14 protein-coding genes and 1 riboswitch are annotated in these 16,532 nt (G+C 59.4%); of the genes, 8 read left to right on the forward strand and 6 right to left on the reverse strand.

The genetic code is table 11. The features are described 5' to 3' along the window. The first annotated feature begins 155 nt into the window (after positions 1-155). On the forward strand, positions 156-1,325 hold the full coding sequence (locus AF70_RS16405; RefSeq protein WP_018928743.1) for an MFS transporter: 1,170 nt from the start codon (positions 156-158) through the stop codon (positions 1,323-1,325). Between the two features lie 6 nt (positions 1,326-1,331). Here AF70_RS16405 and AF70_RS16410 read toward each other — a convergent pair whose 3' ends face one another. Beyond that, entirely contained in the window at positions 1,332-2,219 is an 888-nt protein-coding gene (locus tag AF70_RS16410) for a formate/nitrite transporter family protein (protein ID WP_028939062.1), read from the reverse strand. A gap of 252 nt (positions 2,220-2,471) precedes the next feature. After that, positions 2,472-2,876: an acyl-CoA thioesterase gene (locus tag AF70_RS16415; protein WP_018928741.1), complete on the reverse strand. Its 405-nt coding sequence runs from the start codon at positions 2,874-2,876 to the stop codon at positions 2,472-2,474. Positions 2,877-3,074: 198 nt separating this feature from the next. Then, positions 3,075-3,173: riboswitch (S-adenosyl-L-homocysteine riboswitch) on the forward strand. A gap of 23 nt (positions 3,174-3,196) precedes the next feature. Between AF70_RS16415 and ahcY the strand changes: the two genes are divergently transcribed. The 4 genes from ahcY to AF70_RS16435 all read left to right on the forward strand — a co-directional run bounded on the left by ahcY (position 3,197) and on the right by AF70_RS16435 (position 8,706). Beyond that, the gene (ahcY, locus tag AF70_RS16420) at positions 3,197-4,606 is read left to right on the forward strand and encodes an adenosylhomocysteinase (protein WP_018928740.1); all 1,410 of its coding nucleotides are present in this window, start codon (positions 3,197-3,199) and stop codon (positions 4,604-4,606) included. Positions 4,607-4,796: 190 nt separating this feature from the next. Continuing rightward, positions 4,797-5,642, forward strand: a complete 846-nt coding sequence (gene metF, locus AF70_RS16425) for a methylenetetrahydrofolate reductase [NAD(P)H] (protein WP_018928739.1) — start codon at positions 4,797-4,799, stop codon at positions 5,640-5,642. A gap of 169 nt (positions 5,643-5,811) precedes the next feature. Beyond that, positions 5,812-6,627 (forward strand): ABC transporter substrate-binding protein, encoded by an 816-nt coding sequence (locus AF70_RS16430; RefSeq protein ID WP_018928738.1) that lies wholly within the window; start codon positions 5,812-5,814, stop codon positions 6,625-6,627. Positions 6,628-6,849: 222 nt separating this feature from the next. After that, positions 6,850-8,706, forward strand: a complete 1,857-nt coding sequence (locus tag AF70_RS16435; protein WP_018928737.1) for a DEAD/DEAH box helicase — start codon at positions 6,850-6,852, stop codon at positions 8,704-8,706. Between the two features lie 142 nt (positions 8,707-8,848). On the opposite strand, the gene AF70_RS16440 is transcribed toward AF70_RS16435, so the two are convergent. Both AF70_RS16440 and AF70_RS16445 read right to left on the reverse strand, forming a co-directional pair. Continuing rightward, on the reverse strand, positions 8,849-9,442 hold the full coding sequence (locus tag AF70_RS16440; protein WP_018928736.1) for a YceI family protein: 594 nt from the start codon (positions 9,440-9,442) through the stop codon (positions 8,849-8,851). A 32-nt stretch (positions 9,443-9,474) separates the two neighbouring features. Beyond that, positions 9,475-10,026 carry a cytochrome b gene (locus AF70_RS16445; protein WP_018928735.1) on the reverse strand — a complete coding sequence of 184 codons (552 nt, stop codon included), beginning with the start codon at positions 10,024-10,026 and terminating at the stop codon, positions 9,475-9,477. Between the two features lie 363 nt (positions 10,027-10,389). On the opposite strand from AF70_RS16445, the gene AF70_RS16450 reads away from it, so the two are divergent. Next, the gene (locus AF70_RS16450) at positions 10,390-11,238 is read left to right on the forward strand and encodes a YncE family protein (RefSeq protein ID WP_019650246.1); all 849 of its coding nucleotides are present in this window, start codon (positions 10,390-10,392) and stop codon (positions 11,236-11,238) included. Between the two features lie 87 nt (positions 11,239-11,325). On the opposite strand, the gene AF70_RS16455 is transcribed toward AF70_RS16450, so the two are convergent. Further along, complete coding sequence (locus AF70_RS16455; protein WP_028939063.1) at positions 11,326-13,188, reverse strand: flavin monoamine oxidase family protein; 1,863 nt, start codon at positions 13,186-13,188, stop codon at positions 11,326-11,328. A gap of 222 nt (positions 13,189-13,410) precedes the next feature. On the opposite strand from AF70_RS16455, the gene AF70_RS16460 reads away from it, so the two are divergent. Continuing rightward, positions 13,411-14,817, forward strand: coding sequence for an adenosylmethionine--8-amino-7-oxononanoate transaminase (locus AF70_RS16460; RefSeq protein WP_018928732.1), 1,407 nt, complete (start codon positions 13,411-13,413; stop codon positions 14,815-14,817). Between the two features lie 210 nt (positions 14,818-15,027). Then, positions 15,028-15,747, forward strand: a complete 720-nt coding sequence (locus tag AF70_RS16465) for a 16S rRNA (uracil(1498)-N(3))-methyltransferase (protein WP_018928731.1) — start codon at positions 15,028-15,030, stop codon at positions 15,745-15,747. Positions 15,748-15,788: 41 nt separating this feature from the next. Here AF70_RS16465 and AF70_RS16470 read toward each other — a convergent pair whose 3' ends face one another. Further along, positions 15,789-16,406: a hemolysin III family protein gene (locus AF70_RS16470; protein ID WP_019580638.1), complete on the reverse strand. Its 618-nt coding sequence runs from the start codon at positions 16,404-16,406 to the stop codon at positions 15,789-15,791. Between the last annotated feature and the right edge of the window lie 126 nt (positions 16,407-16,532).

Genomic DNA, 16,532 nt, shown 5'->3' on the forward strand with positions numbered 1-16,532 from the left:
GTCCGCAGCTGTTTATACTGCAAGCGACCACGCCGCACTCAGTTGCGCACAGACTAATTCCAATAATTCCTGCCCCTGCCCGCTCTCGTCGAGAACGGTCGTCGGCCTGCGTATGCCTGATCAAAGCGTCAAGACTACCGACAGAGACCTTGCGCATGCCACTCGCCTTGCTTGCACTGGCCGTTGCCGCTTTCGGCATCGGCACCACTGAGTTCGTCATCATGGGCTTGCTGCCCGATGTCGCCCGCGATCTCGCCGTGAGCATTCCTCACGCCGGCCTGCTCATCACCGGTTACGCCCTTGGCGTGGTGTTCGGTGCGCCGATTCTCGCGGTCGGCACCGCCAACATGCCGCGTAAAGCGACACTGCTGGGCATGACGCTGATGTTCATTCTCGGCAACATCCTCTGCGCCCTGGCGCCGAACTACGCCACTTTGATGGCCGCACGAGTGATCACCGCGCTGTGCCATGGCGCGTTTTTCGGCATAGGCTCAGTGGTCGCTGCCAGTCTGGTGGCACCGAACAAACGAGCCCAGGCGATTGCCATGATGTTCACCGGCCTGACCTTGGCCAACGTGCTGGGCGTGCCATTGGGCACTGCGCTGGGGCAATACGCCGGCTGGCGCTCGACCTTCTGGGCAGTGTCGGTGATTGGCGTGATTGCGGCCATTGCGCAGTGGGTCTGGCTGCCCAAGGAAATCCCCATGGACAAAGCCAACCTGGCCAGCGAATTCAAAGTGCTGGGCAAGGTCAATGTGCTGCTGGCGCTGGGCATGAGCGTGCTGGCGTCCACCAGCCTGTTCAGCGTGTTCACTTACATTGCGCCGATCCTGCAGGACATCACCGGCGTCAGTCCGCATGGCGTAACCATCATGTTGCTATTGTTCGGGGTCGGCTTGACCGGGGGCAGCATGCTCGGCGGCCGATTGGCGGACAGTCGCTTGCTGCCTTCGCTGGTGGGGATGACATTGGCCGTGGCCATCGTACTGGCCGCCTTCAGCCAGACCAGCCATTCAGTGATACCGGCGGCGATCACGCTGGTGTTGTGGGGCATCTTCGCCTTCGCGCTATGCCCGATCCTGCAATTGCTGATCATCGATCAGGCCCATGAGGCGCCAAACCTCGGGTCGACCTTGAATCAAAGTGCATTCAATCTCGGCAACGCCGCCGGGGCGTGGATTGGTGGGCTGGTGGTGGCCAGCGGTGCGGACCTGGCGGACCTGCCGTGGACCGGCGCGCTGGTCAGCGTGTTCACGCTGCTGACGGCGCTGTTCTTCATCTACCTGCAACGTCGCAGTGCTGCCGCAATCAATGTCTCTGGCTGACATTGATCATTTTTTGACCTTCTGCGGTTCGGATTCCTGAGCCCGCTCCGCAGAGGTCTTCGGCGGCCCGCTTTCACTGCGAATCTGCGCGTGACTGATCAGCGCAAAGATAAAACTGCCGCCAATAATGTTCCCCACCAGCGTGGGACCTGCGAACACCCACCAGAAATCCTTCCACGGCAACTCGCCGGCAAACACCAGGTAAGAAACCTCGACCGATCCGACCACGATGTGAGTGAAATCGCCCAGCGCCATGAAATAGGTGATGAGGATGATGATCCACATCTTGGCGCTTTCCATGGACGGGATCATCCAGACCATGGTGGCGATCATCCAGCCGGAGATGATGCCTTTGGCGAGCATCTTGCCGGCATCGTTCTCCATGACCTTGCGCCCGATCTCAAGGAAGGCCAGATCGGTCTTGCTGTCGAATATCGGCAGGTGCAGCATCACATACGCCACCAGCAAGGTGCCGCAGAGATTGCCCACCAGCACCACCGTCCAAAGCCGCAGCAACCGACCGACATTACCCAGCGTCGGCTTGCTCATGATCGGCAGCACGGCGGTCAGAGTGTTTTCGGTGAAGAGTTGCTGACGGGCGAGAATCACCGCGAGAAAACCGGCGCAGTAACCGAAGCTGGCGATCACTTTGAAGCCTTCGCCGTCCGGCAAACGCGAATTGAGCAGCCCCATGCCCATCAGCGACAGGCCCATGGTCAGGCCGGCCGCCAGGGCCGACCACCACAGCGCCGCAACGCTGCGCTCGAGTTCCTGATCGCCTTGGGTGCGAATGATTTCGTGCAGCACCGCCGCGCGCGGGGGCTGGTTCTTGTCGACCTCGCGCTGTTCCTGTGCCGAGAGCTCCGGGGTCTTGCCGTCTTTGGGCGTGTCCATAAGGCTGCTCCTGAACCGGTGGCGTGTCGTTTACGTACGACACGCGGGGTTCGGAGCTGTTCACTACCCGGGGGGGGGGGGGAACGCAGCAAACCCTGTGGCGAGGGAGCTTGCTCCCGCTCGGCTGCGAAGCAGTCGTAAGCTGACGTGAAGCCTGCCTGAAAGAACCCAATGACAGATTTCAGGGCCGCTTCGCGCTGGAGCGCCAGCCCGGCCCAACGGGAGCAAGCTCCCTCGCCACAGAAACAACAATCACCCGCCGATCTCGTCATCCTTGAACTGGTCTTTGACGTACCTGATCTCGGTCCGGCCGTGCGGCATGGGCAGGCCGTCTTCGCCCAGGTTCACGAACACCATCTTCTCTACTGTCAAAATGCTCTTGCGAGTGATCTTGTTGCGCACTTCACAGGTCAGAGTGATCGAGGTGCGACCGAACTCGGTGGCGGTGATGCCCAGCTCGATGATGTCGCCCTGACGCGAGGCGCTGACGAAATTGATTTCGGAAATGTACTTGGTGACCACGCGCTGATTACCCAGCTGGACGATGGCGTAGATCGCCGCTTCTTCGTCGATCCAGCGCAGCAAACTGCCGCCGAACAGCGTGCCGTTGGGGTTGAGGTCTTCGGGTTTTACCCATTTGCGGGTGTGGAAATTCATACTCACTCCTGACCGTCTTGCCGATTGATGCCGGCCATCATGGCAGAGCCCGGACTAGAGCTCTATCAAGCATCGACTATGGTCTCGATTACCGTTCGGACATTGACCAACAGAAACGCTTTGGAAGATCAGCATAGCCCGCTATAATCGCCCCCGTTTCAAAACGGTAATGTTCACTTGCTACCGTTTTCCCGCCACCTGTCCGAGGGGCGCTGCAGCAGGTTCAACCTGTCAGGCTCGGATGGGGCGTTGACTGGCCACGGCCAGACACTAAACGCACAACGGCGCCCATTCGCATACATTACGAATGGAGGCTCTTCATGAGCGCTGTTATCACGCCTGCAGATTTTAACGATTACAAAGTCGCCGACATGTCCCTGGCTGCCTGGGGCCGTCGCGAAACCATCATCGCCGAATCCGAAATGCCAGCCCTGATGGGTCTGCGTCGCAAGTACTCCGTTGAGCAACCGCTCAAGGGCGCGAAGATCCTCGGCTGCATCCACATGACTATTCAGACTGCCGTGCTGATCGAAACCCTGGTTGCCCTGGGTGCCGAAGTACGCTGGTCGTCCTGCAACATTTTCTCGACTCAGGATCAGGCCGCCGCTTCCATCGCCGCTGCCGGCATCCCGGTTTTCGCCTGGAAAGGCGAGACTGAAGAAGAGTACGAGTGGTGTCTGGAGCAAACCATCCTCAAGGATGGCCAGCCTTGGGATGCCAACATGATCCTCGACGATGGCGGCGACCTGACCGAGCTGCTGCACAAGAAGTACCCACAAGTACTGGATCGCGTTCACGGCGTCACCGAAGAAACCACCACCGGCGTTCACCGCCTGCTGGACATGCTGGCCAAGGGCGAGCTGAAAATCCCGGCCATCAACGTCAACGACTCGGTGACCAAGAGCAAGAACGACAACAAGTACGGCTGCCGTCACAGCCTGAACGACGCGATCAAGCGCGGCACCGACCACCTGCTGTCCGGCAAGCAAGCGCTGGTCATCGGTTACGGTGACGTGGGCAAGGGCTCGGCCCAGTCCCTGCGTCAGGAAGGCATGATCGTTAAAGTCTCCGAAGTCGACCCGATCTGCGCCATGCAAGCCTGCATGGACGGTTTCGAACTGGTTTCGCCGTTCATCGACGGTATCAACAACGGTACCGAAGCGAGCATCGACAAAGCGCTGCTGGGCAAGATCGACCTGATCGTGACCACCACCGGTAACGTCAATGTTTGCGACGCAAACATGCTCAAAGCCCTGAAGAAACGCGCTGTTGTCTGCAACATCGGTCACTTCGACAACGAAATCGACACCGCTTTCATGCGCAAGAACTGGGCATGGGAAGAAGTGAAGCCGCAGGTTCACAAGGTTCACCGCACCGGTCCAGGCGCTTTCGACGCTCAGAACGACGACTACCTGATCCTGCTGGCTGAAGGCCGTCTGGTTAACCTGGGTAACGCCACTGGTCACCCAAGCCGCATCATGGACGGTTCGTTCGCCAACCAGGTTCTGGCGCAAATCTTCCTGTTCGGCCAGAAGTACGCCGACCTGTCGCCAGCCCAGAAAGCCGAGCGCCTGACCGTTGAAGTACTGCCGAAGAAACTCGACGAAGAAGTGGCCCTGGAAATGGTCCGCGGTTTCGGCGGCGTGGTCACTCAACTGACCAAGCAACAGGCTGACTACATCGGCGTCACCGTCGAAGGCCCGTTCAAGCCGCACGCTTACCGCTACTGATCGGTCCAGCAGTCCGCTCCCCATGGGAGCGGACTTATGCAGGAACCACGCTTCCTGTAGGAGCGAAGCTTGCTCGCGAACGCTTCACCGCGGTGCTGCTGAAAGACCGCGGCGCCTGCTTCGCGAGCAAGCTTCGCTCCTACAGGAAGCACGGCGCCTACAAGGCTTACGTGTTTCCAAGGATATGACCATGTCCCAAGAACGTCGCTACAGCTTCGAATTCTTCCCGACGAAGACCGATGCTGGGCATGAAAAACTGATCGCCACTGCCCGTCAGCTGGCGACCTACAATCCCGACTTCTTCTCCTGCACCTACGGCGCTGGCGGTTCGACTCGTGATCGCACCCTCAACACCGTGTTGCAGCTGGAAAGTGAAGTCAAAGTCCCTGCCGCTCCGCATCTGTCTTGCGTGGGTGACAGCAAGAACGACCTGCGCGGCCTGCTGACCCAGTACAAGGCAGCCGGCATCCAGCGAATCGTTGCGCTTCGCGGTGACCTGCCCTCGGGCATGGGCATGGCCAGCGGCGAGTTGCGTCACGCCAATGACCTGGTTGAATTCATTCGTGAAGAGACTGGCGATCATTTCCACATCGAAATCGCCGCTTACCCGGAAATGCATCCGCAAGCGCGCAATTTCGAAGACGATCTCAACAACTTCGTGCGCAAGGCCAACGCCGGTGCCAACAGTGCGATCACCCAGTACTTCTTCAACGCCGACAGTTACTTCTACTTCGTCGAGCGTGTACAGGCGAAGGGTGTGAACATCCCGATCGTGCCGGGGATCATGCCGATCACCAACTACAGCAAGCTGGCGCGCTTCTCCGACGCTTGCGGTGCGGAAATCCCGCGCTGGATCCGCAAGCAACTGGAAGCCTACGGCGACGACACCCAGAGCATTCAAAGCTTTGGTGAGCAAGTCATCACCGAGATGTGCGAACGCCTGTTGCAAGGTGGCGCACCGGGGCTGCACTTCTACACACTGAACCAGGCTGAACCGAGCCTGGCGGTGTGGAACAACCTGAAGTTGCCGCGCTAATAGCCGTTAACGCAAGATCAAGAGATCGCAGTCTTCGGCAGCGCCTCCAGGGGAATATGTACCTCTGCAGGCGCCGCCGAAGGCTGCGATCTTTTGCTTTTAATGCCCGATCCAGAGCTTCTGGATCCGGTTTCTGGCTCTTTATGATTTCTCGTCGTAATCTCAAGCCATGCCCCTGATCACCCAGTTACTGACCGTGCTTCTATTCACTTGCCTGAGCTTCACCGCTCGGGGCGAGAAGCTGCGTATTGTCACCGAACCCTGGGCGCCTTACGTCTATGAAGAAGGCGGCAAGAACCTCGGGCTCGACTACGAAACCACGGCCATCGTCTTCAAACGTCTCGGGATTGACGTGGAATGGCAGTTCTTGCCGTGGAAACGCTGCCTGTCGATGCTTGAGCAAGGCCAAGCGGACGGTGTGCTGGATATTTTCCACAGCGATGAACGCGAAGCGACCCTGCTCTACCCCAGCGAACCGCTCTCGCAAGTCGAATTCGTGATGTTCTACGCCAATGAACGGCCGTTCCCGTTTCGCACCCTGGACGACCTGAAAGGCCTGACCATCGGCACCTCGCCGGGCTACCTGTACAGCAAGGACTTCAGCGAATCGACGTTGTTTACCCGGGAACCGGCGCCTACCCATGAAGCCAACTTCGGCAAACTGGTGCGCGGGCGGATCGACCTGTTGATCACCGATCGCCGGGTCGGCCAGCACTTGCTCGATCAACTGGACATCCGCGACAAAATCACCGAGAACCCGACCGTCATCAGCCAGCAGAGCCAGTACCTGGCGGTGCGCCGCAATGCCGGGATGGATTTGCTGGTGCAGCGTTTCGGCGCCGAGCTCAAGCGTTTCAAGCGCGAACCGGCCTACGCCGAACTGAGCGCCCGCTATGGTGCCGGTCCGGCTGCCGAAGCCCGGGCCGCCAGCGCCACCGCAACCGGCGGAAAAACCGTTGAGCAGCAGGAAAGCGGCGCACAGTGATTGCTCTGTTATACTCCGGCCTTCCCGCCAGGCTCACGCCCGGACGCTCGGACTTGTTCAAGGCATCTCGATCCCGCTACAGCGCAGCTTTTCAGCCCGCGCGAGCGCTCCAGACGAGCCTTCGAGGCCCAGCAGGACCGGACGGGATTGCGTCCTCTTAAACGCCATTCGCGCCAGGCAAGACTCCCATTGGGCCAAGCCCTAACTAAAACAGGATTACTCATGTCCTTTGCTTCCCTCGGTCTCTCCGAGGCTTTAGTCCGCGCCATCGAGGCAGCGGGCTATACCGAGCCTACTCCGGTGCAACAGCGGGCCATTCCCGCCGTGTTGCAAGGTCGCGACCTGATGGTTGCGGCTCAGACAGGTACTGGTAAAACCGGTGGCTTCGCCCTTCCGATTCTGGAGCGGTTGTTTCCCAACGGTCACCCGGACAAATCCCAGCGTCACGGCCCGCGCCAACCCCGCGTACTGGTCCTGACCCCAACCCGCGAACTCGCGGCTCAGGTGCACGAGAGCTTCAAGGTCTATGCCCGTGACCTGAAGTTCGTCAGCGCCTGCATCTTCGGTGGCGTCGGCATGAACCCGCAGGTTCAAGCCATGTCCCGTGGTGTCGACGTGCTGGTGGCCTGCCCAGGTCGCCTGCTCGACCTCGCCGGCCAAGGCAGTGTCGATTTGTCCCACGTGGAAATCCTTGTGCTGGACGAAGCCGACCGCATGCTCGACATGGGCTTTGTCCATGACGTGAAAAAGGTCCTCGCCCGCCTCCCGGCCAAACGGCAGAACCTGTTGTTCTCGGCGACGTTCTCCAAAGACATCACCGACCTCGCCGGCAAGCTGCTGCACAACCCGGAACGCATCGAAGTCACGCCACCGAACACCACGGTCGAGCGGATCGAACAACGCGTATTCCGCCTGGCCGCCAGCCACAAGCGTTCGTTGCTGGCGCACCTGATTACTGCCGGCGCCTGGGAACAAGTGCTGGTGTTCACCCGCACCAAGCACGGCGCCAACCGCCTGGCCGAGTACCTGGACAAACACGGCCTCACCGCCGTCGCGATCCACGGCAACAAGAGCCAGAACGCCCGCACCAAAGCCCTGGCCGACTTCAAGGCCGGTGAAGTGCGCATCCTGGTCGCCACCGACATCGCTGCTCGTGGCCTCGACATCGACCAGTTGCCTCATGTGGTCAACTTCGAACTGCCAAACGTCGACGAAGATTACGTGCACCGTATCGGTCGTACCGGCCGTGCCGGTCGTTCGGGCGAGGCGATCTCGCTGGTCGCTCCGGACGAAGAAAAACTGCTGAAAAGCATCGAGCGCATGACCAAGCAGAAAATCGCCGACGGCGACCTGATGGGCTTCGACTCCAGCGCTGTGGAAGCCGAGAAACCGGAAGTCCGCGAGCGTCCGGATGTGCGTAACCCGCGCGCCCCACGTGGTCCGCGCGGCGACGGCCCGAACGGCAGCGGTGGTGGTGGCGGTCGTAAAGACAAAGGCAAGGACAAGGGCGGCAAGGAAAAGCCTGCCGCTGGCCGTGGCGAGCGCCCGGCCCGTGAACACAAGCCACGCGAAGGCACTCCGGCCCGCGAGCAACAGCGCCCGGCTCCTCGCGCCGCCGCCGACCGTGCTCCGGACGAGTTCCTGGACGACGATATCGACAACTTCGGTAACCGCGTCGACTACGTGCCTCAAGCCAAACCGGCTCAGGGCCGTGGCCGCCGTCCAGGCGCACCGGCACAAGGCGCTGGCGCTCCGCGCGCCGGTCAGCCACAAGGTCGCCAGAACGGTCCGCGCAACAGCAGCGGCGCAACCACCGGCACCCCACCGGCCAAGCGCAGTGGCCCACGCAACGGCGCTCCACGTGACGGCCAGGCCCGTCGCGAAGAGTCCCGCAACCGCCGTCCGGCCCGTGACGACCAGTCTCGTTCGGAACCGGCCGTGCAGAACCCGCGCAGCCCGGCACCGAAGATCATTCACAAGGAGTCGAAAAGCGATCGCTTCCCGACACCTGAGCAACTGGATCAACTGCCAGGCCGTCCGCGCGGCGAAAAACCAGCGTTGCTGACCCGCAACCGCTGAGTTAGCACCGTTATAAAAAATGCCCTGATCTTGCGATCGGGGCATTTTCATTTCAGCTGAGAACATCCCTGCAGATTTTCTCCGACCATAAAAAACGCCCGCGATCGTGAGATCGGGGGCGTTTTTGTGTCAGGTGCGAAGATTATTTCGCTTTGACACCTTCAAACGTCACGTACAGATCGACCGCGTCGGACGCTGGGCCCAGGTCTTTCTGCTTGCCGAAATCGGAACGCTTGATGCTGGTGGTGCCTTCGAAGCCGGCACGGTAGCCGCCCCATGGATCCTTGCCTTCACCCAGGAACGTGGCTTTGACTACGATTGGCTTGGTCACGCCCAGCAGGGTCAGGTTGCCGGTCACGTCGGCAGTGTCTTTGCCTGCGGCGTTTTTACCGGTAGGTTTGACGCTGGTGGAGACGAACTTGGCGTCGGCGAATTTGCCCACGTTCAGGAAGTCACCGCTGGCGATGTGCTTGTCGCGTTCGGCGTGGTTGGTGAACACGCTGGCGGTGCGCACATTGAACTCGATCTTGCTGTCTTCAGGCTTGGCAGCGTCGAAGCTGAACTTGCCGTCGATATCCTTGAAGGTACCGATGATGTAGCTGTAGCCCAAGTGGCTGATCTTGAAGTCAACGAAGGCGTGCTGGCCTTCTTTGTCGACCACGTAATCGGCCGCCATCACGTTAGCGGACAACAGAGCAGAACCGATTGCCAGAGCGGCGAGCGTCTTTTTCAACATGCTTTCTATTCCTTTGGAGTCGAGGTAGAACATCAGGCTTTGCGCCCCAGCATTCGCGTCAGGGTCGCATCACGATCAATAAAGTGGTGCTTCAATGCTGCCAACGCATGGAAACCGGAAAAAATTACCAGCAGCCAGGCCAGGTACAAATGAATCACACCCGCGGTGTCTGCCTGGTCCGGTAGCCCGGAAACCAGTGCAGGAATTTCAAACAGGCCAAACACCGGAATCCCGACACCGTCTGCGGTGGAAATCAGGTAACCGGCAATCATCACAGCGAACAGACTGAGATAAAGGAAGGAATGGCCGAACTTGGCGCCAAGGCGGGTCATGCGGCTATAGCTTGGCAGGAGCGGCGGCGGTGGGCTGATGAAGCGCCACACTACCCGCAGCAACATCACGGCAAATAACACCAGACCAATGCTCTTGTGCAGATCCGGCGCGTCTTTACGCCAGGTGCTGTAGTAATCGAGACCGACCATCCACAACCCCAACGCAAACAGGCCGAAGACGGCCAACGCCACACCCCAGTGCATAAAGATGCTGACCCAACCGTAGCGGGAAGAAGAGTTACGTAGCTGCATTGCCCAAATCCTGTAAGAACTGCGCCCAAGACTATCGAGTTATCTATCGATTTAAAGCGGAAAATTTCGCTCTGAAATATCGAGAAATACGATCAAGACCTTGGGGCCGAGAGGTTAAGAGAGTGTTAACCAAAGGAAAAAACCTTCACGCACCCTCCTTATATTCATTTAAGAGCCGATACCACTCGTCAGAACTGTCACATTTAACAGTGGCTTTCATTGCAAGTCATTGATGAACTTGAACTTGGACGTCAGTCCAAGCGTCTGAACAGGAGTTCTACCATGAGTCACAATTCGAGTTCATCCCCCGTGATAACACGCAATCAATCCAATTCGATACCCGTAGGGGAAGGACCGCGAGGGATGGCCATCAGCAACGATGGATCACGCGTATTTGTTTGCAATTACATGTCGGACAATGTGTCCGTCATCGACACCCGAATCAAAAAGGTAATCCGTACCATCGCCGTGGAGCAGTACCCCCGAAGCATCGCCCTTGGCCATGAGGGAAAAAGAGCTTACGTGACCAACTACGGTTCAAGTTCGGTTTCGGTTATTGATACCGAAACATACGCGGTGGGTAACATCACGGTGGGTAGACACCCTAGCGGAGTCGTCGTGAGCGGAGACGGGAAATATGCTTACGTCACCGTTCGACAGAATAAAGAGTGGTTGGCAATTATTGATACCCGTCTGTATGCGGTGAGCAGAGTACAAGGCTTACCCTCACCGTCCATAAGTGTGGATATCAGCCCGGACGATTCGCGCCTTTACATTTCCAGCACCAACGCCCCGGCCGCCCCTTATGAGGACGCGCTCACGGTCATCAACAGCAAGACCTTCAAAGTCATCAATATCATCAAAACTGAAAAATATCCGTCAGCCGTCACTGTCAGTCCCGACGGTAGCGAAGTGTATATCGTGGCTCTGGACGCTCGAAAACTGACCGTGTTGGACACCCGCTCATTGACCACCCGGCATTTCGATTTTGTGGCTTGCGAAGGGAAAATAGTGTTCGGTGTAAAAAACGCTTATGCCGTTGATCAAACCGAAAAAGAGATCGTGGAAGTTGATACCGCCACCCATGAGATTGTTCGCAGGGTTCCCATCCCTGGCGCTTTCGATCCGCGCTACATGGTTCTTGATCAACACAACCGCGCCTATATCAGCGACTACCAAAGCGACGAAGTCCATATCGTCGACCTACCTTAGTACCAAAAAAATCAGCTGCCTCCACGGGAGGACAAAGACATAAAAAAAGCGCGGCATCACTGCCGCGCTTTTTTTTGATCCCAAGACTTACTGTGTCTTGGTTTCAGTCGCCACCGGGGCCTTCGCAGCGGTACTCGCCACTGGTTTCTTCACTGGCTCAGCCTTTTTCGCCGTTGCCTTGGCCGGAGCCTTTTTGGCCTCGGTTTTGGCAGCAGGCTTTTTCACTGGCGCTTTAGCCGGTGCTTTCTTCACCGGCTCGGCTTGCGCCGGCACCACTGGCTTCGGAGCCTCAACCGGTGCCGGAGCCGGCGCAACGACTGGTGCGGGTGCCGGAGCAACGGGGGCCACGGGTTCTGGCGCCTTGGCCGGAGCCTTGTCGGAGCCACCACCAAACATCCGCGAGAAGAAGCCAGGCTTGGTCTCTTCAGCTTTCGCTTCAACCTTGGCAGGTTCTGCCTTGTCGGCCGCTTTATCGGACGAACCACCGAACATGTTGCTGAAGAAATTGCCTTTCTTCGCCACTACCGCGCCTGCCGCCGCAGCGGTCGCTGCCGGCACAACCTTCGCCGGTTCAAACGATTTGCCCGCTGCCAGGTCTTCAACCTGACTGGCTGCACGCTGACCGGTGCGCAAGGCGCCTTCCAGGGTGCCTGGGTACAAGGTGTCAGTGTGTTCGCCGGCAAAGGCTACACGTTGCAGCGGACGCTCCCACAGGCGCCAGTATTTGCTGATCTGCCCCGGACCGAAGGCCAGGTAAGCGCCGCCCATCGATGGGTCAGTGCTGTAGCGACGGATTTCATAACCGGTGAACGAACCGCGTGCCTGTGGATAAAAGGTATGCAGACGAATCAGCACCTGATCAGCCATCTGCTTGTCGCCGAAGGCCTGCATCACCCGTGCGTTGTCGCCGGAAATGTTGATCACCACGTTGGCGCCGCCCTTCAAGGCCGGCTCGATCCACAACATGCCCAGACCGGCATTGCTGTAGATCTCGCCGGACATGCGCGCCTTGCTTTCCCATACCGGCGTCTTGAACTTCAGCATGATCTGGTCACGCCAGCCGTAGTTGGTGCCCTTGATGGCGCCCATGTGCTGGGCGTCCAGCGCCGGAGTCATCTGGATCTTGCTCAGTGCGCGCAACGGCACCGCCAGCACGACGTAGTCCGCCTGATAGCCAACGCTGCCGACCTTGACGGTCACGCCGTCCTTGTCCTGGGTGATGGATGAAACCGGGGAACCGGTCTTGATGGTTTTCAGTTGTTTGACGAAGGCCTGGGCCAGCACCGGGCTACCGCCGGGCAGGCGCGAGGCACGCAGGTCACGGTCGGCAACACCACGGTAGACACGGCTCTGTTGAGCGAAGTACAGCAGCGACAGGCGCGAAGGTTCATCGTAACGGGTACGGATCTCCTGATTCACCAACTGACGCGCCGTGGCTGGCAGATTCAGGCGATCGAGCCAGTTGGCCACGTTGATCTGGTCCAGGGCGAACAGCGTGCTGTTGGCGGCCGGGTTTTGCGGGTCTTCGATCGAACGCGCCAGGTCATCCAGGGTCTTTTCGTAGCGTTTCAGCGCGTCGCTGGTGGCCGGCTGTTTAGTCGCCAGATCGGCGGCGCTGAAGTATTCACCGTCGATCAGGTAACCCGGGGTCCGCACGAACTCGGGGGCTGGCGTGGTGCTCAGCTTGAACGTCGAGATGTACTTGTTCAAAACCGGTTGGGTCTTGTCGTTGCCGATCCACTCGCTGGTGGCCATGCCGGAACGACCGCCCAGGGTCGGTTTGGCTTCCAGCAGGGTGACCTGCCAGCCTTTGCTCTGCAGTTCGTACGCCGCGGTGAGGCCCGAAAGCCCGCCGCCGACCACGATCGCTGTTTTATCCTTGGCCAGCGCCGAAACGCTGAACAGTCCTAACATCACCAGCGCACAGGCGCGCAGCCAACCAGCAGACATTCAGAGAACTCCGGAAATACACGAGGAAATAGCGGTTTTACGAGTCAGACGACTCAAAGAGCCGCGAAGAATACGTCAGCCATCAAAACGCCGCCAGCGACGTCTATCGTCCTATACAAAGTAGCTCAATCGACACAATGGGTTGTCCCCGTGACGCGCATTGCATAGGCTTGCGCGATTGTTTACCCGCCTACGTCACGGGTAGCCTCGAGGAGACAGAAAATGGGCCTGAATAAACAGTGGATGGAACGCGATCTCGCCGTGTTATGGCATCCCTGCACCCAGATGAAAGACCACGAACAGCTGCCGCTGATCCCGATCAAGCGCGGTGAAGGCGTGTGGCTGGAAGACTTCGAAGGCAAACGCTACCTCGACGCCGTCAGCTCCTGGTGGGTCAATGTGTTCGGCCACGCCAACCCGCGGATCAACCAGCGCATCAAGGATCAGGTCGATCAGCTGGAACACGTGATCCTCGCCGGTTTCAGCCATCAGCCGGTGATCGAGCTGTCCGAGCGTCTGGTGAAGATGACGCCCGAAGGCCTGACCCGGTGTTTCTATGCCGATAACGGTTCATCGTGCATCGAAGTCGCGCTGAAAATGAGCTTTCACTACTGGCTCAACCGCGGCCAGCCGAACAAGAAGCGCTTCGTCACCCTCACCAACGGCTACCACGGCGAGACCATGGCGGCGATGGCAGTGGGCGACGTGCCGCTGTTTACCGAAACCTACAAAGCCCTGCTGATGGACACCATCAAGGTGCCGAGCCCCGATTGCTACCTGCGCCCCGAGGGCATGAGCTGGGAAGAACACTCGCGCAACATGTTCGCCGCCATGGAGCAGACCCTGGCCGATAACCACGATACCGTGGCCGCCGTGATTCTGGAGCCGCTGATTCAGGGCGCCGGCGGCATGCGCATGTATCACCCGGTGTACCTCAAGCTGCTACGCGACGCCTGTGATCGTTATGGCGTGCATCTGATCCACGATGAAATCGCCGTCGGCTTCGGTCGTACCGGCACGATGTTCGCCTGCGAACAGGCCGGCATCCGCCCGGACTTCCTCTGCCTGTCCAAGGCCCTGACTGGCGGTTACCTGCCGTTGGCGGCCTGCCTGACCACCGATGAGGTGTACAGCGCGTTCTACGACGACTACCCGACCCTGCGCGCCTTCCTGCATTCCCACAGCTATACCGGCAATCCGCTGGCCTGCGCGGCGGCATTGGCGACGCTGGATATCTTCGAAGAAGACAACGTCATCGAGAACAACAAGGCCCTGGCCCAGCGCATGGCCTCCTCCACCGCGCACCTGGCCGATCACCCGAACGTCTCTGAAGTGCGCCAGACCGGCATGGTGCTGGCGATCGAGATGGTCAAGGACAAGGCCAGCAAGACCGCTTACCCGTGGCAGGAACGTCGCGGTTTGACCGTGTTCCAGCATGCACTGCAACGAGGTGCTTTACTGAGGCCGTTGGGCAGCGTGGTGTATTTCCTGCCGCCTTACGTGATTACCCCGGAGCAGATCGATTTTCTGGCCGAAGTGGCCAGCGAAGGCATCGACATCGCCACCCGTGACAGCGTCAGCGTGGCGGTGCCGAAGGACTTTCATCCGGGCTATCGCGATCCGGGTTGAAGCCTTGCCCAGATCCCTGTGTGAAAGAGCTTAACTGTGGCGAGGGGGCTTGCCCCCGTTCGGCTGCGAAGCAGTCGTAAATCCGGTTGATACGTTTTCACTGGAATAGCGCAGTTGCAGGTTTTGGGGTCGCTTCGCGGCCCAACGGGGGCAAGCCCCCTCGCCACAAAAGCGACTCGATCCAAATTTCTGATTCAGTAGAGACCCAAGATGAGACTGTCCCGCTTCTTTATCGACGCCCCTTTGAGCACCGGCGAACACGAGTTGCCTGAAGCCCAGGCGCATTACATCAGCCGTGTGCTGCGCATGGCCGAGGGTGATGCGGTGCAACTGTTCGACGGCTCGGGCCACGAGTTTCGCGGCACGCTGGTGGAAGTCGGCAAGAAGCGCGTGGTGGTGCAAATCGATGAAAGCTTTACCGGTCAGGTCGAGTCGTCGCTGGCGGTCCATCTCGGCCAGGGTTTGTCCCGTGGCGAGCGGATGGACTGGGCGATTCAAAAAGCCACCGAACTGGGAGTCACCGAAATCACGCCGATTTTCACCGACCGCTGCGAAGTCCGCCTCAAGGACGAACGCGCCGACAAACGCCTGATGCACTGGCGTCAGGTGGCGATCAGCGCCTGCGAGCAGTGTGGGCGCTCACGTGTGCCAGTGATTCATCCGCCATTGCTGTTGGCTGACTGGTTGAAGCAGACCGCGGCCGAATTGAAACTGGTGCTGCATCCGGTGGCCGAGCCGCTGGTGAGCCACGCCAAACCTGCAAGCCTGGCGTTCCTGATCGGCCCGGAGGGCGGCTTGTCCGACGTTGAAGTCGAACAGGCCAAGGCTGGCGGTTTCCACGCCGCCCGCCTCGGCCCGCGCGTGCTGCGCACCGAAACCGCGCCGGTGGTGGCGTTGGCGGTGGCCCAACAACTCTGGGGTGACTTCTAGGGACTTGTGGCGAGGGGGCTTGCCCCTCGCCACAAAAGCGGTCACAAGACGTAGAACCAAATCGCCACAAAGTGCAGCAAACTCCCGGCGATCACGAACAGATGCCAGATCCCATGGGCGTGGCGCAGACGATGGTCGAGGGCAAAAAAGATAATCCCCACGGTGTACAACACCCCGCCCGACGCCAGCAAGGTAAAGCCGACAGGGCCCAGTGCCGCCAGTAACGGCTTGACCGCCACCAGCACGATCCAGCCCATCACCGCGTAAATCACGACCGACAGAATCCGTGCTTCCGAGCGCGGTTTGATCTCTTGCAGGATGCCAATCAGCGCCAGCCCCCAGACAATCCCGAACAGCGTCCAGCCCCACGGCCCACGCAGGGTCACCAGGCAGAACGGCGTGTAACTGCCGGCGATCAGCAAGTAGATCGAAAAGTGATCGACCTTCTGCATGATCGCTTTCTTGCGCCCACGCACGCTGTGGTACACGGTCGAGGCGCTGTAGAGCACCAGCAAGGTAAACGCGTAAATCGCCACACTGACGATCTTCCACGGACTGCCATCCATACTGGCGATCACCAGCAGCCACACGCCCCCGATAAATGCTGCTACAGCCCCGACCAAATGCGTCCAGGCGTTCAATCTTTCCCCGTGATACATGTGTCGCTCACCTCTACGTTCATTACCGCCGCGCGCAAGGCTCAGGCCTCAAGGTTAAAAGCGCAATGTTTCAGAACACAATGCCCCTACGAAAGCCATCAAGCCAAACGTCAGCCAATTGGGCAC

Origin of the sequence: Pseudomonas sp. KD5 (assembly GCF_012932895.1) — a bacterium.
Lineage (GTDB): Bacteria > Pseudomonadota > Gammaproteobacteria > Pseudomonadales > Pseudomonadaceae > Aquipseudomonas.